We start from the raw sequence: 20,577 nt of genomic DNA on the forward strand, positions 1-20,577 counted from the left end.
AAAATATACGATTTATAGCTTGAATGAATGAGTCGACCCATTAAAATTCGATTGAAAAATCGAGAGCGAAGTGGTGCCTTTAAGGAAGGCTTTGCGGAGGAATATTAGCTTAATCTCGCAGAATTAAGTAACTAGCCGAACCTATTAGACGAAGTAATCAAACTCCTCTGAACACTATGAAAAAATTCCTCTTCCTGGGCTTGCTAGTTCTAACCAGCACTATTGCGATAGCTCAGAAACCCGTTCGCGTGGCCGTAGCGGGTATTACCCACGGACACGTTCCCTGGATTTTAGGCCGAAAACCTGTGGGCGATATTGAACTTGTCGGTATTGCTGAAAGTAATCAGGAGTTATCTCAGCGTTACGCGTCCCGGTATAAGCTCGACCCGAAGCTGTTTTATAAAGACCTGGCAACCATGCTCGATCAGACGAAGCCCGAAGCGGTGGTAGCCTTTGGGTCGATTTATGAACATAAAGTCGTTGTGGAAGCTTGTGCTCCGCGAGGTATTCATGTCATGGTGGAGAAACCGCTTTCAACGAACGTGAAAGATGCTGAGCGAATGGCGGAGTTAGCAAGGAAACACCATACCTTACTACTCACTAATTACGAAACCTCGTGGTACCCAAGCATTGAGAAAACGTATCAACTAGTGATGGACAGCACAGCGGTTGGGAAATTCAAAAAAATGGTGGTGCATACGGGGCACGAAGGGCCCAAAGAAATCAACGTTAATCCAGAGTTTTTTGAATGGCTAACCGACCCCGTGCAAAACGGCGGTGGGGCCCTCATTGATTTTGGTTGTTATGGAGCCAATTTGATGACTTACTTCATGAAGAATGAAAAGCCGCTTTCGGTAACAGCCGTTACGCATCAATTCAAACCTCATATGTATCCCAAAGTAGACGACGATGCCACCATTGTGATTGAATACCCCCATGCCCAATGCATCGTGCAGGCCTCCTGGAACTGGCCGTATAGCCGTAAAGATTTAGAAGTATACGGCGATGGTGGGTATGTAATTACCGAAAATCAGGAGAAATATAAAGTTAGAAGTGGTAAAAAGAAGGAGGAAAAACGGAATATTACCAAGCAGGATCTACCCGTTTACGACGATCCTTTCGCCTACTTTGCGGATTTAATTCGCGGCAAAATAAAGCCTCATCCCTTGTATTCGCTGGAGAATAATCTCATAGTCGTACGCATTCTGGAAGCCGCCCGGGAATCGGCCAAGACAGGGAAAATGGTGAAGTTATGAAATTATCTATCCCCTGTCATTTAGAGCAAAGTGAAGGACCTTACTGGCTTTGCGAACGTAATTGGTCATGCAGCAACTCTACTAACTCTATCATCGTATCATTTTATCAGAAGGTCTCTCGCCTGCCGGTGCGAAATTCCCTCTCGTTTCTACCGCAGTAGCTCGGCTCTGCCGAGTGAGGAAGTGGAATTCAGTGCTAGGTATTTCAAAGTAGGTCAGTCCGTCGTTTTGTATTAGATTTCTTTGCCTGAGACGGCCAGAGGCCTACAACCATGGGGTCACTCGGCAGAGCCGAGCGACTGCGAGTATTGGTTATTAATTTACCCAAAGACGGTGTACCTCCTTTAGTGCGTTTTTAAAACGCGGATACGTGAGAAAAGCGTTTGTAATGCTGAGCGTCGCAGACGCTTTCCTCAGGCATCCGTGACACAGTCTCGGACGAACAGTTGCGATTTACGTTTTCCTGTTTCCATCATTAGTGGTATTTATCGAAATCTCACTATCGAATTTAGGCACATACAAGGCTGACCATTTCAGCCGAATAGCAGGTGAAAATTACTCAAAAGCCAGTGCCGATTGCGTTTTGTGCAATAACAGAGGGTCCGCTGCTGACCTCAATATGGTAGGCATTCATTGCTACATTGCGGGCATTTTGTAGAACTAATCCCGTACGGGCGTTGATGTGCAGGTTTGACAACGTCAGGTTCTGAAGCAGGCTGTTCGTCAATCCCACCAGACTACCCGCGTTTTTGGCACCCGTTACCGTCAATTGGTCAATAGTTAGGCCCGAGACCGATGGTATATCATTGGGATACCCATTATTACTGTTGAGTGAATACGCCAGGTCGATAATCAGCGGATTGGGCACGTCGGTCATGGTAATCTGCTTATAAGACAGGCCCTGAATAGGCCCACCGAGTCCTGACTGCGATTTAATGCGAATACCATTGGTCGTTCCGGTGAACGTACAATTCGTCACCGATACACCCGTTACGCCGCTAGAGGTTTCACTCCCTATTGACAAGCCGTGCCCATGCAGAAACTGACAATTTCGAATCTGAATGTCCTGACTGGGCTGGATGATCTGCCCATTGCTGCGTCCACCTTTGATGGCAATATTGTCGTCACCATTGTCAATAGTACAGTTCTGAATCAGCACATGTGTGCAGTTAGCCGGGTCGATGCCGTCCGTATTGGGTGAGTCAAGCGGAGCGGTGATGGTCAGATTCTGAATCGTTACATACCGACACTGGCTAGGAACCAGGTGAAATGACGGTGAATTAATGAGTGTGAGCCCATCAATCAATAGGTTTGTAGAGCGGGTTATGTAAATCAGACGGGGGCGGCTAAGGGTTTTACCACTGTCCCGAAACCGTTGCCACCAGATGGCCCCGTTCCCGTCGATGGTGCCTCGTCCCTTCAGGCTCACATCGGTCAATGAATCGCCATTGATCAGGTTGGGGAGTTTACTGGTGTAGTCAGCAGCGTTGGTGCTGGCCAGCAGCGTGGCCCCAGATTCAGTTGCAGAGTTACCCGGCTACGTAGAATGATGGGACTGATCAGATACTTTCCGGCGGGCAAAATCAGCGTACCGCCCCCGGTTGCTCCGCAGGAGTCAATGGCCCATTGTAGGGGCTTAGCCTGGTCGGTAACGCCATCGGCTAGCAACTGGAGGGTTACCGATGGGTTCGTGGGATGGGGCTGATCCTGCGGCTTACAGGCCAAGAATACTCTTAACAGACTACTAATGATGAGCGTGAGAAACAGGGCAATTAAACTGTTTCGGTTGTTCATTACTATTTGTTTTTTGAATCCTTCGCAGTGCCCTTATCTAGCAAGGGAAGTAAATAGGGCACGTTTGATGATTGTTCCTCAGGTCGTGGTATGACTCATCAGCTAGTCATTGGTTTAGTAACCATGAACACAGATTTAGAGGGTATGCATTGCTGACCAAAAAGCAAAGAGGAGTTATTAATCTTTGGATGACTTTAGACGGGTCCGGGTATTCATTTCGAAGAGTATTCCATGCCAGGTATCACTCGACATGGTAGATGCATTCAGTTACCAGTTGTAAACGCTCACGGCTCTAAAATTTAAGGGGCTCCTATTTAAAGTTAATACTTGAATTAGATCGGATGTTATATAGACAGTTTTTAAATTTATCTTACTAGCATTTGACTTTACCTGATTTTAATAGCTCTAAAATAGTTCAGCTTGTGTCTCAGTTTTATATAAGACACAAGTTCTAAGTCTTTCGTTATTGGTTAACAACGGGTGCTCAAATTCATATTGTTTTTCTAGCCCTATTTTTACCATAATACGTTCTGATTTTGTATTGATTTTTGGTGTAACTGAATATATGTTTTCAAGTTTTAATTCATTTAAAGCATATTGAAGACATTTCTTCGCCCCTTCTGTTGCGAAACCTTTATTCCATTCACTGCTTGTTATTCTCCAGCCGATGTCAATACAGGGAGTGAATTCAGCTTCATACGTTTGCTCACAAAGTCCTATGAAACCAATAAATTCATTAGTCTCAAGTTTATCCACTGCAAAGTAGCAAAATCCTTTATCGTCAAATTGCTTTTTCATTCGACCAATAAATTCAGTGGTCTGTTCTTTTGTTGGAATACCTGGGAAAAATTCCATTACTTTTTCATCTGAATTTATTTCGTGCATTTTGTCAATGTCTGCCAGTTCCCAATTCCTAAATCCAAGTCGTTCGGATGTGAATAGGTATTTCTTGTCGTGTTCCATTTTTGAGTATAGGTTAGTTTGAAATAAGGTCTAGCTGTTGAACATATACAAGCCCAAACAAATAGCTTTACTGGCTTTGGTGAATAAGTTAACTGTAAGGATTTATTATTTCCTTAGATACGCTAATACTCTATTCTGAATATATTCCCGCTCTGTTGGCCTGGCATCATTATCCATATCATTGTGCTTAATAGGGGTGAACTGAATCCTAATACCGAGTTGTTGAGCTTCTGTATCCGTAGGTAACACTCCATCATCGGCAGGATAATCTGCGGATCGTAAGGTAAATATTTGAGGTTTAGATGTTCTGGGTAATTCCATTCTTCGATTGTCCAGGGTAATAACCTTGCTTACAAAATCAGGATATTGATGAGCAAATAAAGCCGTCATATCGCCTCCATTGGAATGACCCATTAGTGCTAATTTAGCATAATTCAATGTCGGATATTTGGTTTTCATTTCCTGTAAGACGAAATGAATATTCTGAACTCCTCTTTCCCAGTTGGATCGTCTAACTAGTTGCGGTTTTCCAGTGCTCGGTAGAAGACTATCCGTTGGTAATTCATGCTGGATGCTAACGATAAAATATCCCTTTGATGCTAAAAATTCGGTCAGGTACGAATATTCTAAATACGCTCCACCCTTATTCTGTCCATACCCATGACTGAAGATTATAGGAATACCATTTAGGTCACTTTTAGGCTGATATATAGCAATTGGAATACTTCTGTTTCTGCTCGTATCAAATAGAGTTAATGTATCAAATTGAACATTTTTTTTGGTATTAGCTAAGGGCTTTTGTTTGCTGCATTGAGCGAAAATAAAAAGAGCAAGGGCTATGATAAAATATCTCATTTCTAAATAAAGAATCAGGAAAAGTATACGTATTGCCAAAGGTAATAGAGTGGGTAAACTCTTCAAAGCCCGTGAAACCTCAAGCTTACTAAATGATTTAATGATCGTACAAAAATCAGAATAGCTTCATCGAAGATTCATTAACCTGTCCTCTCGAACGAAGACCTTCTGTAGAATCAGGCGACTTCAGCATTACTAAAGTTCCCTCATGATCAAGTACGTTCGAAAAGTAAGTAAGTTCCTTTGCTTCGCTCTGGATGACAGGTACAATAAAAAGCATCTGGGGCAGGAGATCGAAGCAACCTATTCGACAAAACAGACATCTTCGGACAAACTAACAACTTGATAAGCATGAAGTTCATCACCTGTATCTTACTTATGATGAGTCTGGCAACGGTTGAAGGCCTGGCTCAGAGCCATCCTACGGTGAGTGTGGTTCGTATGCAGACTTTACTCCAGCAAACCTCGGATACTGCAAAAGTCTATGTACCTGAAAAGCAGTATGCGGTGCAGATCAACCAGTGGATTATTCCGCTGGATGAAACGACGTTAATGGATTGGAAAAAGCAGGATGGAGCGTATGCTGTCCAGTTTTTTCTGCAAAAAGGGACGGCTATAACAATGGAACAGGACCCGGGCTTTCGACGAGCTTATGGTGAGGTAAAGCTGGCTTCCAAACAAGCGTGTCAGGAATTCATCCGTTTGTTTGATCGACTACGGGTGGAAAGAAAACGATCCTGATAACGTTAATGAGATTTTATAGAAAAGGTCCTTCGCTTTGCTCTGTATACCAACTAGCAGGTCAGGGAAATGAATAGCAACAAAAAAGCTCTTCCATTCGAAGAGCTTTTTTGTTGCTATTGGATGAGTGATTAAGCTAACTCCATCTTTAGGAACTTCGCCGTGTGGCTACCTTTTACTTTGGCTACGGTTTCGGGTGTTCCTTCGGCGATGATCTGGCCGCCGCCGTTACCACCTTCGGGGCCTAAGTCAATCACCCAGTCGGAAACCTTAATTACGTCTAGGTTATGCTCGATAATAAGGACGGTGTTTCCTTTCGTAACCAGCTTTTGAAGCACGTTGAGCAAATGCTCGATGTCTTTAAAGTGCAAGCCCGTGGTAGGTTCGTCGAGGATATACAGCGTCTTGCCCGTGTCTTTTTTCGATAACTCTTCGGCCAGCTTCACTCGTTGAGCTTCACCGCCGGAAAGGGTAGTCGCTTGCTGCCCGAGCGTCAGGTAACCTAAGCCTACTTCGTTCAGGGTCTGAACTTTACGGAGGATCTTGGGCTGGTTTTCAAAAAACTCTACGGCCTGTTCTACGGTCATGTCCAGCACGTCGGAAATGGATTTACCTTTGAAACGTACTTCCAGGGTTTCGCGGTTAAAACGCTTGCCTTTACACACTTCGCAAGGGACGTAAACATCCGGCAGAAACTCCATTTCGATCTTTTTCATCCCGCTCCTTCGCAACCTTCGCAGCGACCGCCTTTGACGTTAAAACTGAAGCGACCGGCTTTGTATCCCCGAATTTTTGCTTCGGGTAACTCCGAAAACAAAGTACGAATGTCGCTGAACATACCTGTATACGTAGCAGGGTTCGAACGCGGTGTACGACCAATCGGCGACTGATCAACTTCGATTACTTTATCCAAATGCTCCAGTCCTTCAACGGATTTGTAAACCATCGGTTCGCGTTTGGAGCGGTAAAAATGTTGATTCAGAATCGGGAATAAGGTTTCGTGAATCAGCGTACTTTTCCCCGAACCCGAAACACCCGTGATGGAAATCATTGTGCCGAGCGGCAACTTGAGGGTTACATTTTTCAGGTTATTACCGTTCGCTCCGCTAATCTTCAGTGTTTTGCCGTTTCCTTTTCGACGTTCCGCCGGAATCTCAATGCTCCGGCGTCCGCTCAGGTAGTCGGAAGTAGTGGAATGATTTTCGAGGAATTGCTGCGGTGTTCCTTGTCCAACGACCGAGCCGCCGTGGCGACCGGCACCGGGTCCAATATCAACCAGATAATCCGATTCGAGCATCATGTCTTTGTCGTGTTCGACGACCAGAACCGTATTACCCAAATCGCGTAAATCTTTAAGCGACTGAATCAGTTTGACGTTATCCCGCTGGTGAAGGCCAATGCTAGGTTCATCCATAATGTACAGAACACCAACGAGTTGAGTGCCGATTTGCGTGGCCAGACGAATCCGCTGAGCCTCGCCACCCGACAAGCTTCGTAGGGGCCGATTAAGCGTCAGGTAATCCAGCCCGATGTTGAGCAGAAAGCCAATTCGTTTGCGAATCTCTTTCAATACTTCTTTACCGATTACCTGCTGACGATCACTGATGCGGTCTTCCAGCCCCATGGTCCAGGACGCCAGCTCTGAAATTTGCATGTTTGCCAGTTCGGCAATGTTTTTGTTATCAATCTTGAACCAAAGGGCTTCTTTCTTCAGTCGGGCACCGTTACATTCAGGGCAGGATTTAATCACCAGAAAGTCTTTGAGCCAGTCCTGAATCTTGTCCGAACCACTTTCCTGTTGACGTTTCAGGAAGTTAATGATTCCTTCGTACTTAGTATTCCACTCGGTTCCTTCGTACTTTTTAGATGGTACGGGTACGGGTTCATCCGTTCCATACATCATCATTTCCAGAGCTTCGGGCGGGAATTTTTCAATGGGTGTCGTCAAACCAACCTTGAAGGGCTTCAGTAACACTTCCAGTTGTTTGAAAATCCAGAGTTCCCGGTATTCGCCAATGGGAGCGATGGCTCCACGACTGATACTCAGTTTTTTATCGGGAATGATCGAATCAATGGTAATTTCTTCAATCACGCCCAAACCCTGACACGTCGGGCACCAGCCGTAAGGGGAGTTAAACGAGAAAGCATTTGGAGCAGGCTCATCATAACTGATGCCTGAAACGGGGTCCATCAGGTTTTTCGAGAACCAGCGGGTTTGATCCTGGTCATCCTGAAGCAACATCAAACCTTTACCCATTTGCAGAGCTTTTCCTACGGACTGACTCAGCCGGAAGCGGTCTTCGTCTTTGGGAATAATGCGGTCAATTACTACTTCAATGTCGTGGATTTTGAAGCGGTCGAGCTGCATTTTCGGTACGATGTCCTGAATTTCGCCATCGACCCGAACTTTGGTATAACCCTGTTTGGCAATCTGAACAAATAGCTCGCGGTAATGTCCTTTCCGGCCCCGAATGACGGGAGCCAGTAAGATCGTTTTACGGTTCTCGTAGTCTCTCAAAATCTGGTCAATGACCTGATCCTGTGAAAACTGCACCATTTTATCGCCCGTTACATAACTAAAGGCTTCACCCGCACGAGCGTAAAGCAGACGCAGAAAATCGTAAATTTCCGTCGTGGTGCCTACCGTTGACCGTGGGTTTTTGGAAGTCGTTTTCTGTTCAATGGAAATAACGGGGGAGAGGCCTTCAATTTTGTCGACATCGGGCCGCTCCATCGAGCCAATAAATCCCCGGGCATAGGCCGAGAAGCTTTCCATGTACCGACGCTGGCCTTCCGCGTAGATGGTATCAAATGCCAGCGAAGATTTTCCCGAACCACTGATGCCCGTAATGACCACCAGTTTGTTTCGGGGAATGGTTAAATCAACGTTTTTGAGATTGTGCTCGCGGGCACCTAAAATTTCGATAAGTTCCTGACCGTTGGATTCGGTGGATATTGTGGGAAGAGTGGTTTCTGCCATGAGGTCCTAACAACGTAAAAACAAGTAAAGTTACCGCTTTTAAGTATTTTTTTCAGTGTCCAAACCGAAACGAATTCGGGTAAATAGATACCTTCGTAGATTAATAAAATTTTTTATTATTGGATAGAGTCTGAAACGCCACCTTTGCTCTTCTAATCATAAAAAAGCGATGCTTCACTGCTTAGCCCACTATTCCTCCAAGAACGAATGAAAAAGCTCGTCATACCTATTCTAGGCTGTTTCTTGAGCCTCAGCAGTCTTGCCCAGCAAGCCCCTAAACCCTACGGAGCCGTCCCTTCTGCCCGTCAATTGAAATGGCATGAGACGGAAGTCTACAACATCGTCCACTTTACGCCCACAACTTTTGAGGACAAAGAATGGGGCTATGGGGATGCCAATCCTACTACCTTTAATCCTACGAATTTCGATGCCGAGCAAATTGTTCGTTCGGCTAAAGCAGGGGGATCTAAAGGAATTGTCTTCGTAGCGAAACACCACGACGGTTTTTGCCTTTGGCCTACCAAAACGACGGACTATAACATCTCAAAAAGTCCGTTCCGCAACGGCAAGGGTGATATGGTGCGGGAAATGATGCTGGCTTGTCAAAAATATGGTATGAAGCTGGGCCTGTATTGCTCGCCCTGGGATCGGAATAATGCGGCTTATGGAACAGATCAATACCTCGCTATTTATCAGGCTCAACTGAAGGAATTATATACGAACTATGGTCCGCTCTTTATGTCCTGGCACGATGGAGCGAACGGGGGGGACGGCTATTACGGCGGTGCCCGCGAATCCCGGAAAATTAATAACCTGACGTATTACGATTGGGATAATACCTGGCAGATTACCCGGAAACTACAGCCTAATGCCAACATTTTCAGCGATGTAGGCTGGGATGTTCGCTGGGTGGGCAACGAAAAAGGTTTTGCCAACGAAACGTCATGGGCAACGTTTACGCCAACTTCTGCCGATGGTAAAAGCAAAGGCGTACCCGGCAACGCTAACGACTACGATGCTCCCACAGGAACGCGGAATGGTGAGAAATGGATTCCGGCTGAATGTGACGTTCCCCTGCGTCCGGGCTGGTTTTATCATGCCAGTCAGGATGGGAAATCCAAAACGCCTCAGCAGTTACTTGAACTGTATTACAAAAGCGTAGGTCGCGGAGCGGCTTTGGATTTAGGGTTATCGCCTGATAAAACCGGACAACTGCATAATGACGATGTAGTCATTCTGAAAGCTTTTGGTGATATACTTCGCAAAACCTTCGCAACAAATCTGGCGAAAACGGCTCAGGTTTCGGCTACAGAAGGTCGCGGAGCGGCTTTCCCTACGAAAAATATTCTCGATAATAACCGTCAGACCTATTGGGCCAGCAAAGACCAGGCAACCACCCCGGGAATCATCCTGACCTGGAAAACACCCGTTACATTCAATATTCTGAGTCTTCGGGAGGCGATTGCTTTAGGGCAGCGAATCGAGGAGTTTAAGCTGGATGTTTGGGAAAACGGACAGTGGAAAGAAATACATACCGGAACAAGCGTGGGTGCTTTACGACTAGTGCGTTTGTCGAAGTATTACTCCACGGAAAAAGTCCGCATTCGTGTGACGAAATCACCCGTTGCCGTAACGATTAGTGAACTAGGCGTTTACGCAGAACCCGAACAGTTAGTAGCTCCGGTCATTCAGCGTAATCAGAAAGGGATGGTGAGTATTGAATCACCCGTTTCGGTGCGTGAAATTCGGTATACGCTGGACGGTTCAGAGCCCAGGGCTAGTTCGGCTTTATACACGGAGAGCTTCTTATTACCGCAGGCGGCAACGGTCAAAGCCCGAGCGTTTGGTAAGGCTCAGAGCGGTCCGGTAGCCTCGATTGATTTTGACATTCCTTCGACGAAATGGAGCATTGATCAAAAAGCAGATCGGGCCATTGATGGAGATGTGAAGACCATCTGGGTTTCGGATAAAAATGAAAAATATCCCCATACCCTAACGCTGAATCTGGGAGAAAAAATGACGCTGAAAGGTTTCACGTACACGCCGGATGCTTCGGATCATCGTCGTGGTACCGTGTATAAATATCAGGTTTTCCTGTCGGATGATGGACAAAACTGGGGGCAGGCGGTAGCGGAAGGACGTTTCGACAATATTCAGAATAACCCGCTGGAACAACGCGTGTTATTTAAAAAAGCTCATTCGGCACAATACCTGCGTTTTGTAGCGGTTGAAGCCACAGATACCAGCGAGACGGTAGCTAACGTAGCTGAACTCGGCGTTATTACTAAGTAGTTAGGAGGGGATCGTTAAGGATCGCCGGGAAATGATCCTTAACGATCTGAGTTTGAAAAGGGGTTTCCGAACTATATTTCCTGAAACTCTAAACGGAAAACAGTCAAATTAATCATGAATCGTAGAGATTTTATACAAAACACGGCTCTGGCCGGAGCGGGTCTGATGCTTCCCCTGTCGGGTATGGCCGCCAGTTTCCCCGAAGTGCGGGTTCCGGCTTCCAAGCGGAATTTCACGAGTAAAGCAGTAGAAGCCACTATTCAACGGGTACAAAAAATGATTGCCGATGAAGAACTGGCCTGGTTGTTCGGCAACTGCTTCCCTAATACGCTGGACACTACGGTTCATTACAGCGAGAAAAACGGCAAGCCCGATACGTTCGTCATCACGGGTGACATCGATGCCATGTGGCTGCGGGATAGTACGGCTCAGGTGTGGCCTTACCTTTCACTGGTGAAAGACGATGAGCCTCTGAAAAAACTGATTGAAGGGGTAGTTCGTCGGCAAACGAAGTGTATCCTGATTGATCCTTACGCGAACGCCTTTTACAACGGTCCTGGGCATAGTGAGTGGTATTCGGATAACACCAAAATGAAGCCCGAACTGCACGAGCGGAAATGGGAAATTGATTCGCTGTGTTACCCCATTCGGCTGGCGTACGGGTATTGGAAAACGACGGGCGATACCAGTCCGTTTGATAATGAGTGGAAACAGGCGATTCGACTGATCGTTCAGACGTTCAAAGAACAGCAACGCAAAGAAAATCGCGGACCTTACAGTTTTACCCGTAAAACGGCCTGGGCTACGGATACTGTTCCTGGAGATGGATGGGGTAACCCAACGAAGCCTGTAGGATTGATTACCAGTATTTTCCGTCCTTCGGATGACGCTACGACGTTTCCTTTCCTGGTGCCTTCTAACTTTTTCGCGGTAGCATCCTTACGTCAGGCAGCCGAAATTAGCCAGAAAATTGGTGACGCGGCCTTGGCAAAAGAATGTAAGACGCTGGCGGATGAAGTGGATCAGGCTCTGAAGAAATATGCTATTGTGGAGCACCCGAAATTCGGTAAGGTGTATCCTTTCGAAGTAGATGGTTTTGGTAACGCCCTGTTCATGGACGACGCAAATGTGCCTAGTTTACTGGCCTTACCTTACCTGGATTCAGTTTCAGTCAAAGATCCGATTTATCAGAATACGCGTAAACTGATTTTAAGCGATTCAAATCCTTACTTCGCGAAAGGGAAAGCAGGTGAAGGAATTGGTAGCCCTCACACGCTAGTAGACAGCATCTGGCCGATTGCGGTAACGATGCGTGCGTTAACTTCAACAAGTGATACGGAGATTCGCGATCAGTTACGCCAACAAAAAGCGACGCATGCCGGAACGGGCTTTATGCACGAATCATTCAATAAAGATGATGCGGCTAAGTTCACCCGGAAGTGGTTTGCCTGGTCAAACACGCTGTTCGGTGAGATGGTATTGAAAGTAGCCAACGAACGCCCTGCGATTTTGAAAGGGAAGTTATAGTGGGTAATGGTGTAATCATTAAACCCTTCCGGAATTAGGCATAGGTCTGATTTTGGGAGGGTTTTTGATTTGGGCATACTAACTACTAACCCTGGAGGGGGTAATTTGGGTAGCCTCGGATGATAATTTGGGGACTCCTATTTCCCCGGGTTAGCACCCGGGGCTATTCGTATTTGACCCCGCTGGGGTCTTTTTCCAAATATGAAGATATAAAAATTGAGTATAATTGCTTATTTTTTTTGATTGATTTTAATATCTTGCGTTAACCTTCAATCAAAAAATAATGCATACTTATACGCAGACCTTATATCAGATTGTATTTTGTACTAAGCATAGAGAACCTACACTTCTTAAAGAAAATCGGCGTAGTCTATTTTCTTATATGTGGGGAGTGCTGAAAAAGTATAACTGCCATGTGTACCGAATCAATGGTGTTGAAGATCATTTACACTTAGCTATTAATCTTCACCCCTCCGTTGCATTAGCAGCATTGGTCAAGAACTTAAAACTCTCCAGTTCAAGCTATATTAAAGAACAAAATCTATTCAAAGATTTTCGGGGCTGGCAGGTGGGTTACGGAGCTTTTACCTATTCTCAAACAGAGAAATGGATTTTAATCGAATACATTAAAAATCAGGAAGAACACCATCAGGGAAAAACTTTCACAGATGAATATAAGGAGTTACTAAAAATCCACGGAATTGACTTTGACGAAAAATACCTGCTATAAAGCCCAGATGGGTGGAATATGAATATCCCCGGTATGGATGGATTTGGATGATACCAAGGGAAAACAGCCACGATATTCAGGATAAACCCATTTAAACTTATTTATGCAACAAGACCCCAGCGGGGTCAAATATAAATAGCCCCGGGTGTTAAGCCGGGGAAATAGGAGTCCCCAAATTATCATCCGGGGCTACCCAAATTCACCCCGCTGGAATTAGCATGTTTCAACCAAAAAAGACTACACAGCTAATCATCAATTCCAGACCAAACTCAATCCACGATCTTCACCCGAATGCTATGCGGAGCGGGGCGATTGCCGCCAAAGTATAAACCCGTCTTATACGCAAACTTCTTGTTATGCGTAAAGCGTACAGGTTCGCCTTCCATGACGCGGTATTCTTTCTTGTGATAATCAATCTTGATACTCAAATGAACGGGCTGGTTAATCGCAGTTTCACCTACTTTGAAAGCCGTCCGTTGGCCGTCTACATAGGCATAGCAGGCAGATCAATTTTCTGCGTTTCCGGATTCCACCGCCAGCCTACGCGAGCTCCATCCACTTGATGGGGGGCTGAACCTAAACTCTGATTTTTAGAACCTACAAAGCCCAACCCAATGACCTTATTCCAGTCGTTTTGATCTACGCTTTGCAAATCATAAATGCAGGAACTATCAAACGTAACCGTAGCAGAAACCTCCCGCGGGCTGATCAAAACCCCCGTTTTTCGCTTGAAAGTAGGTTCATGATTAAAGGCTTCAATCACTACCCAGTCTGGATTAGACAATAGAAAGTCAGGGACGCAGGACTGGAAAAGCAGTCCTATCCCCAGAAAGAAGCTCAAATACAGGGCAAAATATGGAAAACGCATAGAAGGTCGGTTGAAGTAATGTAACGCTAAAAGCGGGAATTTATGTTTTCAAGACCGTAAGCACAAATTCATTCTTTCTCCTTTTCGCAGAAAAAACCTCATTCCTGAAAACGATTAGTCGATAAGTAATGACCAAAATACATCAGCAATTTCTTCGGTTCAGTTTGTTCATCTATGCAAGAATTGTATTTCCGCTAGCTGCTTAGAAATGGTACCCCATTCAATTAGCCAAAGAGAACTGTCATAAAGAATTACCGACCCGACGGCGAAGAATTTGTCATCATAAACGGCACCCGCCAAGGTACATGTGGCCTCCTCTTTTTTCTACCGGAGCCGTCCATTTACCTCGATTGCATCTAAAAACGGTTGGAGTAATGGATGGTGCAAAAGCAGGGGAATTCAATGGAAAGCGGAGCCGCGACGATTCTGGATCTACCGCTAAACCCTGCGAAAACTTTGAAGGAACTGAGATTAACCGCTCTGCGAATGACGTAGTGATTGGGTTAATGAGCATAACATTTGATTAGGGCTGAGTAACCATTCAAAACGGGTTCAGGTACTCGGACCACTGCATGGATTCCGGTAAGGGGCTGTTACTACATTCAATGTGAATGACCCGACGTCGTTGCTGATTCGTTGTTCGGCTGGAGGCGTGTAGTAACAGGGGTTTCATGAACATAACGGCTCCTGCGGAAACCGAACAAACTGCTTCGGTTTCCTGAGTCCAGTCAATGGTATCTGGCCGATAAATTCCTTTCAAATGCGAACCCGGAATTACTTTCAAGGCTCCGTTTTGCTCGTGAGTATCGTCCAGATGAATGCGGATGGTGAAGTTGTTTTCCAGAATAGTCAGGGGCGGTTGTACCGCAAACTGGTTCTGTTTCACCGTCCAGGGGCCAAACCCTTTTTCCTCTACTTTCCGATCTACTGAAATCGTTAAATCCTGATGATAGGCAACAAACCAGTTGGATTGCTCGGGCTTATCAAAGTAAATGGATTTAACGATGAAAAAATCCTTACCGAAAGTTTGTGTTACTAACGTCTTTAATTTTTCATTGAAAACGGTTGCCAGGGTTTCGGGAGCCTCTTTAAAAAACTGACGAATCGCAAATAAATCATTCGTCTTACGAAATGTCGATTTATCGGTGTCTAACTCCGCAATTTGTTCTAAAAGCGTATGAATTTCCGAGGGTTCAAAAATCGGTTCAGTAACGGCAAAGCCCTTATGGGCAATCTGTTTCTGTAAGGCATTCATACGTTTTATTATTTCTGCGAAAGCGTCGTTTTTTCGATGGCTTCGTAAGCCGCATCCATAATCCGCCGACGGATGCGAAGGCTGGTAATGAGGTTATTGTTCGCATTAGGATGCACCCGATTGGAGAGAAATATAACGACTAGTTCCTGAGCCGGATCAGCCCAAACGAGTGTACCCGTAAAACCGGAGTGTCCGAAACTGCGATTGGATGCGTACGAAGAAATATAGGCATTCCCATTCCCATCGGGGTTTCGATCCCAGCCTAGGCCACGGTAACTGCGTAGGGTATAGTTGTAGGAAAACATTGGAACCGTGTTGGGCAGGAAATAGCGGCGACCTCCGTAATACCCATTTTGCAGGTTCATCTGCATCAAAATGGCGAGATCATTGGCGGTACTGAACAAACCCGCGTGACCGGAAACACCGCCCTGAATGGCGGCATTCTGATCGTGAACGGTGCCGCGAAGAAGCGTCTCTCGAAAAACCCGATCATCTTCGGTTGGAGCAATTTTCCAGTCAATGACTCCGTGCATCAACGGACTGAAGAGGGTATTATACATGCCCAGCGGCTCGTAAAAATTCTGCTGTACAAATGCATCAAGGGGCTGATTAGAAATTTTTTCAACCAGACGACGCAGCATAATCAGGCCCAAATCCGAGTAAATGTATTTGTATCGACCACTGCGATCCCGCTGGGTAGTCATGGGGCTTTGTACAACCCATTTCCAGACGGAATCAATGGTGGCGGGTTTGGTCCACAAGTCGCGGGCAACCATTAAGGTATAGTTCAGCGTATCAACCCGTAAATCAAAATCAGGACTAAAAATGCCTTCGGGTTTCGTTTTTTCCCAGAAAGGTAAATACGCCAGCAAGCCTGACTGGTGCATTAATACGTCGCGAACGATGAGGTTTTCTTTTGTCGTCCCTTTCAAATCAGGCAGGTAATACGAAAGTTTTTGATTTAAGTCCAGATCCCCGTTTTCGTTCAGCAGCATAAGGGCTTGCAGGGTTGCCGCCACTTTAGTGACGGACGCGAGATCGTATAGCGTGGTGTCTCGCACGGGTTCGAACGGCGTGAGAGCGTAGGTGAGTTTTCCGTAATTTTTTTCCCAAACGACCCGGCCTTTTCGAGCGATCACCACCTGCCCGCCGGGAAAAGCCCCCTTTCGGATGGACTCGTTCATAATGTTATCTATCGTCTGAAGCTTGCCACTATTCATGCCTACCTCCTCCGGTAGGCCATAGGTAAGTCGACCGATAGCCTGCGTCGTTAATCCATGCCCAACCGGGAAAAGTCCTTCCACCGAAACGGGTAACTTACCCAGGGCGGGTAAAGCTCCGAACACTACTTCTGCGGTGGCTTTCTGAGCGAAGGGATCGCCTTCATAACCGCAGAGTAAGGTAGGCACTTCCGGGAAATTTTTCAGGCTGTAAGGGTTACCAAACGCACAAACTATAACCTGATTACCTCGCTTGACTAGTTTCTTCACAAAGTCAACAGAAGCCCAGGATACGCCGTAATTCTGAGCTACTTTCTGCCGCATTTCGTGCAAACTCACAATCACAACCTCACTGGAATCAAGCTTGCTAAGCATTTCGGCGTAAAAACGTTCGTCGGTTTTGGTGCCATTGGTATAACACTTCACGTTGGCGTATTTACGTAAGGTATTCTGAAAAACGTTGTTTTCGCTTTCACCCACCGCAACCGCACTAATTTTTAAAGTATCTAACTGAACCAGCGGTACCAGCTTTCGGTCATTTTTAACCAGCGTGATGGCATTTTCGTACAAGCGTTCCCGTAGGGCTTCCGACTGCGGCGTTTTCAATTCCTTCACCAGGTTTTTGTCCACAGGAATGGTCTGGAAAGGAACGAGTCCGGCATTGTATTTGGCGTAAAGAATTTTCTGAACGCGGCGATTAATCTCGTCTTCCGTAATCTGTCCGCTGGTAATAGCCTGCTTGATTTTCACAATGGAAGCACCCACACTTTCTGGTTGTAACAAAAGATCATTACCCGCCAGTAGGGCCTGTAAATTGGCATCGGGAGCTGGTTTCCCTTTCGTAACACCCCGCATGTTCATGGCATCGGTAACGACTAAGCCATTGAATTTGAGCTGATTTTTCAGTAAATCAGTTACAATAGGAGCAGAGAGCGTAGAAGCAATAGGCCGGGATTCATACGCTGGAACTTCCAGGTGAGCTACCAGAATGCTGGCAACCCCATCGTCAATCAAAGCTTTAAAAGGCGGTAATTCAAACTGATTCAGACGAGTCTGATCGTGCCCAACCTTGGGTAAGGTGCGGTGCGAATCGGTCTGCGTATCGCCGTGACCAGGAAAGTGTTTGGCACAGGCCAGTACACCTGCCGCTTGCAATCCCCGGGCATACGCTTTCCCTTTTTCGGCAACGTTATTCGGATCTTCTCCGAAGGAACGATACCCGATAATCGGATTAAGGGGGTTAGAATTTACATCTACCACCGGAGCAAAATTCATCTGAACGCCAATGCGTTTGCACTGACGCCCAATTTCCATGCCCATGTCATAGATCAGGTTATTATCCTGAATTGCTCCGAGCGTCATCTGGTGCGGAAAAGAGGTGCCCAGAGCTAATCGCATGCCCAGCCCATTCTCAGCATCCAGAGAGACCAGTAGGGGTACTTTAGAAAGGTTTTGGTAACGATTGCTCAGCTCCGCCTGCGAGTAAGGATCGCCCTGAAAGAAAATGACGCCACCGATATGATAAGCCTTAATCAATCGATCGATGCTGGCATAATACGATTCATAACGATTGGAGTAAGTCCCAATCACAAAAAACTGGCCGATTTTTTCGTCCAGGTTCATGCCGGCAAGCGTACTGTCTACCCACAACTGTGCCGCAGAAACTTTGGTGACATCCGCGTTTGAGCGAACTTCATGGGTAGAGTCGGCAAGCATTACTTCACTAAAACTAGAGGTATCTATCGGAGATTTCCAGGCTGTCAGAGCCAGCAGGCCACACATTCCCAGAAAAACTAACTTATTCTTCAACATCCTGATCATCAATACGTACTACGAGAACGCGAAATTATCTCTAAACAATTGCATCAAAACATATATATTTAAAAAAATAGGCTCGCTTTTCCGGGGGATTTGGGCGAAATTCGCGTTCCTACATTATCCAACACGCCCGGTTTAGAATTTATTCAGATTCTTACCGAAGAAATAAGTTTAAATCGGAATTCGTTTTTATAGACTCCGAACACACTTTCATGCAAGATATTATTCAACTCCTACCCGACTCCATTGCGAATCAGATTGCGGCTGGCGAGGTCGTTCAGCGACCGGCTTCGGTGGTGAAGGAGTTGCTTGAAAATTCCATTGATGCCCAGGGTACGCAGATTCAACTGCTGGTAAAAGACGCAGGGCGAACGCTGATTCAGGTCATTGATAACGGGCTTGGCATGTCAGAAACCGATGCCCGTATGTGTTTTGAGCGACATGCGACTTCTAAAATTCGCACGGCTGAAGACCTTTTCAAAATTCGTACCATGGGTTTTCGCGGTGAAGCTATGGCTTCCATCGCTGCCGTGGCTCAGGTAGAGTTACGGACGCGTCGGGAAGCCGACGAATTGGGAACACACCTGAAAATTGAAGCTTCTGAACTCAAACTTCATGAACTGCCAAACGCTGACGGGGACGAATATTTGCGTAAAGAATTTATTTTTTAACGTTCCAGCTCGACGTAACTTTCTGAAATCCAATCCTGTTGAAATGCGTCATATTCTCGACGAATTTCAACGCGTAGCTCTTTCGTACCCTGATGTAACATTTACGCTGCATCACGGCGAAACGGAAGTGTATAACTTACCTGCCGGGAAAATGTCCCGACGGATTGTTGATTTATTCGGAAAGAATTACCGTGAGCAACTGGCCGATACCCGCGAAGAAACACCCTTTGTGAAGGTGAGCGGATTTATTGGTAAGCCTGAGTTTGCCAAAAAGGTGAGGGGAGAGCAGTTTTTCTTCGTGAACCAGCGGTTCATCCGTCATGCTTATTTACACCACGCCGTTCTGAGTGGTTTTGAAGGACTGATTCCCGATGGAAGCCATCCGTTTTATGTTTTAAATATTGAAATCGATCCGGCCCATATTGATATTAACGTTCACCCCACAAAAACAGAAATTAAGTTTGATGATGAACGTTCGGTCTATGCCATCGTTCGGGCGGCGGTCAAACGGGCGACGGGAGTGTACGGACTTGCTCCAGCAATTGATTTCGAGATGGACGTAAATTTGCTGAGCCCGGCAAAGTCACTTTCGTTTGAGAAAAAAGATTACGCCGTTCATTTCGAAGCCTCTGCTAATGAAAATCGGAAGGTAACTGACGAGGAAAATGAGCATTCTCCCCGTGATACCTACCACGCTCGATCGGCGGCTCCGAAGCGGAATATTAACAGTTGGGAAAAGCTATTTGAAGGACTGGAAGGCCCGGTCAAAAATGAACGTCACAGTATTTTTGACCTTCCCGAAGAGGTATTACCTACGGTGAAACCTTTCACGCCGCCCGTTTCCGAAGAAGCAGAAACATTGCCAGCGACGTCGAGCATTACCTTTCAGAGTAAAGCTAATCGCATCCAGACGGAGGAAACTTTTCCGGAAGAATCGCCTACGCCAGAATCTGAACCGCAGGAAACGGTTAGCTTAGGACAGACGTTTAGTTCGAAAGCCATTCCATCCAAAGCATCAGCGAAACCTTCTTTGCTGGATTACGAACGAATGCTGTTTCAGGTACATAACCGTTACGTACTCTCGCAGGTAAAGTCAGGATTAATGGTCATTGATCAGAAAGCGGCTTATGAACGCATTCTGTACGATAAATACCGGGTTTCGCTGGATAAACGTAATGCGGCCTCCCAGCAGCTATTGTTCCCGAAAACGGTTAGTCTAAATCCCGTTGATTTTCAGTTGGTGCTTGAAATTGAGCACGAGATTAAAGCATTGGGTTTTGACTTTGCGGAGATTGGTAAAGATGCTTTTATTCTTTATGGCATTCCGGCGGATGTCACGGATGAAAACGAAGAGGACTTATTCGAAGGACTGTTGTCTCAGTTTCGTCAGCATTACTCAGAATTGAAATTGGATCGCCCCGAAGCATTGGCTCGTTCGTTTGCCAAACGTTCGGCGGCTCGTTACTTAACCCGACTATCAGCGGAAGAAATGAGTGCTCTGGTTGATCAGTTATTTGCATCTAGTAATCCGTCTTACACACCCAGCGGCGACCCTACTTTTACGATTTTAGGCTTGGATAAAATCGCGGGATTATTACGGTAATACA

At 45.9% G+C, this 20,577-nt stretch carries 14 protein-coding genes and 2 pseudogenes; 7 read left to right on the forward strand and 9 right to left on the reverse strand.

Annotated elements, in window-relative coordinates:
- Positions 1-176: 176 nt before the first annotated feature.
- The gene (locus BWI96_RS14470) at positions 177-1,256 is read left to right on the forward strand and encodes a Gfo/Idh/MocA family protein (RefSeq protein ID WP_106637296.1); all 1,080 of its coding nucleotides are present in this window, start codon (positions 177-179) and stop codon (positions 1,254-1,256) included.
- Between the two features lie 559 nt (positions 1,257-1,815).
- Here BWI96_RS14470 and BWI96_RS14465 read toward each other — a convergent pair.
- The 4 genes from BWI96_RS14465 to BWI96_RS14450 all read right to left on the reverse strand — a co-directional run bounded on the left by BWI96_RS14465 (position 1,816) and on the right by BWI96_RS14450 (position 4,907).
- Positions 1,816-2,694, reverse strand: coding sequence for a glycoside hydrolase family 28 protein (locus tag BWI96_RS14465; protein ID WP_369804175.1), 879 nt, complete (start codon positions 2,692-2,694; stop codon positions 1,816-1,818).
- 14 nt (positions 2,695-2,708) lie between these two features.
- Entirely contained in the window at positions 2,709-3,050 is a 342-nt protein-coding gene (locus BWI96_RS14460) for a glycosyl hydrolase family 28-related protein (RefSeq protein WP_106637298.1), read from the reverse strand.
- A gap of 405 nt (positions 3,051-3,455) precedes the next feature.
- A complete protein-coding gene (locus tag BWI96_RS14455; protein ID WP_106637299.1) occupies positions 3,456-4,013 on the reverse strand; it encodes a GNAT family N-acetyltransferase in 558 nt (185 codons plus the stop codon).
- Positions 4,014-4,118: 105 nt separating this feature from the next.
- On the reverse strand, positions 4,119-4,907 hold the full coding sequence (locus BWI96_RS14450; RefSeq protein ID WP_198555263.1) for an alpha/beta hydrolase: 789 nt from the start codon (positions 4,905-4,907) through the stop codon (positions 4,119-4,121).
- Between the two features lie 312 nt (positions 4,908-5,219).
- Between BWI96_RS14450 and BWI96_RS14445 the strand changes: the two genes are divergently transcribed.
- Complete coding sequence (locus BWI96_RS14445; protein ID WP_106637300.1) at positions 5,220-5,609, forward strand: hypothetical protein; 390 nt, start codon at positions 5,220-5,222, stop codon at positions 5,607-5,609.
- Between the two features lie 131 nt (positions 5,610-5,740).
- Here BWI96_RS14445 and uvrA read toward each other — a convergent pair.
- Positions 5,741-8,589, reverse strand: a pseudogene (gene uvrA / locus BWI96_RS14440) (excinuclease ABC subunit UvrA).
- 207 nt (positions 8,590-8,796) lie between these two features.
- Between uvrA and BWI96_RS14435 the strand changes: the two are divergent.
- The 3 genes from BWI96_RS14435 (at position 8,797) to tnpA (ending at position 13,138) form a co-directional block, all read left to right on the forward strand.
- Complete coding sequence (locus BWI96_RS14435) at positions 8,797-10,881, forward strand: alpha-L-fucosidase (protein ID WP_106637301.1); 2,085 nt, start codon at positions 8,797-8,799, stop codon at positions 10,879-10,881.
- A gap of 114 nt (positions 10,882-10,995) precedes the next feature.
- Positions 10,996-12,408 carry a glycoside hydrolase family 125 protein gene (locus tag BWI96_RS14430; protein ID WP_106637302.1) on the forward strand — a complete coding sequence of 471 codons (1,413 nt, stop codon included), beginning with the start codon at positions 10,996-10,998 and terminating at the stop codon, positions 12,406-12,408.
- Positions 12,409-12,691: 283 nt separating this feature from the next.
- Positions 12,692-13,138 (forward strand): IS200/IS605 family transposase, encoded by a 447-nt coding sequence (tnpA, locus tag BWI96_RS14425; protein WP_106637303.1) that lies wholly within the window; start codon positions 12,692-12,694, stop codon positions 13,136-13,138.
- Positions 13,139-13,407: 269 nt separating this feature from the next.
- On the opposite strand, the gene BWI96_RS22475 is transcribed toward tnpA, so the two are convergent.
- Both BWI96_RS22475 and BWI96_RS22470 read right to left on the reverse strand, forming a co-directional pair.
- Positions 13,408-13,566, reverse strand: coding sequence for a hypothetical protein (locus tag BWI96_RS22475; RefSeq protein WP_232793736.1), 159 nt, complete (start codon positions 13,564-13,566; stop codon positions 13,408-13,410).
- Between the two features lie 56 nt (positions 13,567-13,622).
- Positions 13,623-14,006, reverse strand: a complete 384-nt coding sequence (locus BWI96_RS22470) for a hypothetical protein (protein ID WP_232793737.1) — start codon at positions 14,004-14,006, stop codon at positions 13,623-13,625.
- A 305-nt stretch (positions 14,007-14,311) separates the two neighbouring features.
- Here BWI96_RS22470 and BWI96_RS14415 point away from each other — a divergent pair, with 305 nt between their 5' ends.
- The gene (locus tag BWI96_RS14415; RefSeq protein WP_106637304.1) at positions 14,312-14,533 is read left to right on the forward strand and encodes a hypothetical protein; all 222 of its coding nucleotides are present in this window, start codon (positions 14,312-14,314) and stop codon (positions 14,531-14,533) included.
- A gap of 14 nt (positions 14,534-14,547) precedes the next feature.
- Here the strand turns inward: BWI96_RS14415 and BWI96_RS14410 are convergent, their stop codons facing one another.
- Positions 14,548-15,261: a phytanoyl-CoA dioxygenase family protein gene (locus BWI96_RS14410; protein ID WP_106637305.1), complete on the reverse strand. Its 714-nt coding sequence runs from the start codon at positions 15,259-15,261 to the stop codon at positions 14,548-14,550.
- 8 nt (positions 15,262-15,269) lie between these two features.
- Positions 15,270-18,293 carry a glycoside hydrolase family 3 N-terminal domain-containing protein gene (locus BWI96_RS14405; protein WP_232793738.1) on the reverse strand — a complete coding sequence of 1,008 codons (3,024 nt, stop codon included), beginning with the start codon at positions 18,291-18,293 and terminating at the stop codon, positions 15,270-15,272.
- Between the two features lie 218 nt (positions 18,294-18,511).
- On the opposite strand from BWI96_RS14405, the pseudogene mutL reads away from it, so the two are divergent.
- A pseudogene (gene mutL, locus BWI96_RS14400) lies at positions 18,512-20,573 on the forward strand (DNA mismatch repair endonuclease MutL).
- Positions 20,574-20,577 lie beyond the last annotated feature (4 nt).

Origin of the sequence: Siphonobacter sp. SORGH_AS_0500, assembly GCF_002838835.1 — a bacterium.
Taxonomy (GTDB): domain Bacteria; phylum Bacteroidota; class Bacteroidia; order Cytophagales; family Spirosomataceae; genus Siphonobacter.

What these genes read in the sequence shown, in the direction of transcription:
- BWI96_RS22470 (WP_232793737.1), bottom strand. Translation starts at nt 14,006, where the DNA reads ATGCGTTTTCCATATTTTGCCCTGTATTTGAGCTTCTTTCTGGGGATA.
- BWI96_RS14455 (WP_106637299.1), bottom strand. Translation starts at nt 4,013, where the DNA reads ATGGAACACGACAAGAAATACCTATTCACATCCGAACGACTTGGATTT.
- BWI96_RS14410 (WP_106637305.1), bottom strand. Translation starts at nt 15,261, where the DNA reads ATGAATGCCTTACAGAAACAGATTGCCCATAAGGGCTTTGCCGTTACT.
- BWI96_RS14470 (WP_106637296.1), top strand. Translation starts at nt 177, where the DNA reads ATGAAAAAATTCCTCTTCCTGGGCTTGCTAGTTCTAACCAGCACTATT.
- BWI96_RS14445 (WP_106637300.1), top strand. Translation starts at nt 5,220, where the DNA reads ATGAAGTTCATCACCTGTATCTTACTTATGATGAGTCTGGCAACGGTT.
- tnpA (WP_106637303.1), top strand. Translation starts at nt 12,692, where the DNA reads ATGCATACTTATACGCAGACCTTATATCAGATTGTATTTTGTACTAAG.
- BWI96_RS14460 (WP_106637298.1), bottom strand. Translation starts at nt 3,050, where the DNA reads ATGAACAACCGAAACAGTTTAATTGCCCTGTTTCTCACGCTCATCATT.
- BWI96_RS14435 (WP_106637301.1), top strand. Translation starts at nt 8,797, where the DNA reads ATGAAAAAGCTCGTCATACCTATTCTAGGCTGTTTCTTGAGCCTCAGC.
- BWI96_RS14430 (WP_106637302.1), top strand. Translation starts at nt 10,996, where the DNA reads ATGAATCGTAGAGATTTTATACAAAACACGGCTCTGGCCGGAGCGGGT.
- BWI96_RS14415 (WP_106637304.1), top strand. Translation starts at nt 14,312, where the DNA reads ATGTGGCCTCCTCTTTTTTCTACCGGAGCCGTCCATTTACCTCGATTG.
- BWI96_RS14405 (WP_232793738.1), bottom strand. Translation starts at nt 18,293, where the DNA reads ATGTTGAAGAATAAGTTAGTTTTTCTGGGAATGTGTGGCCTGCTGGCT.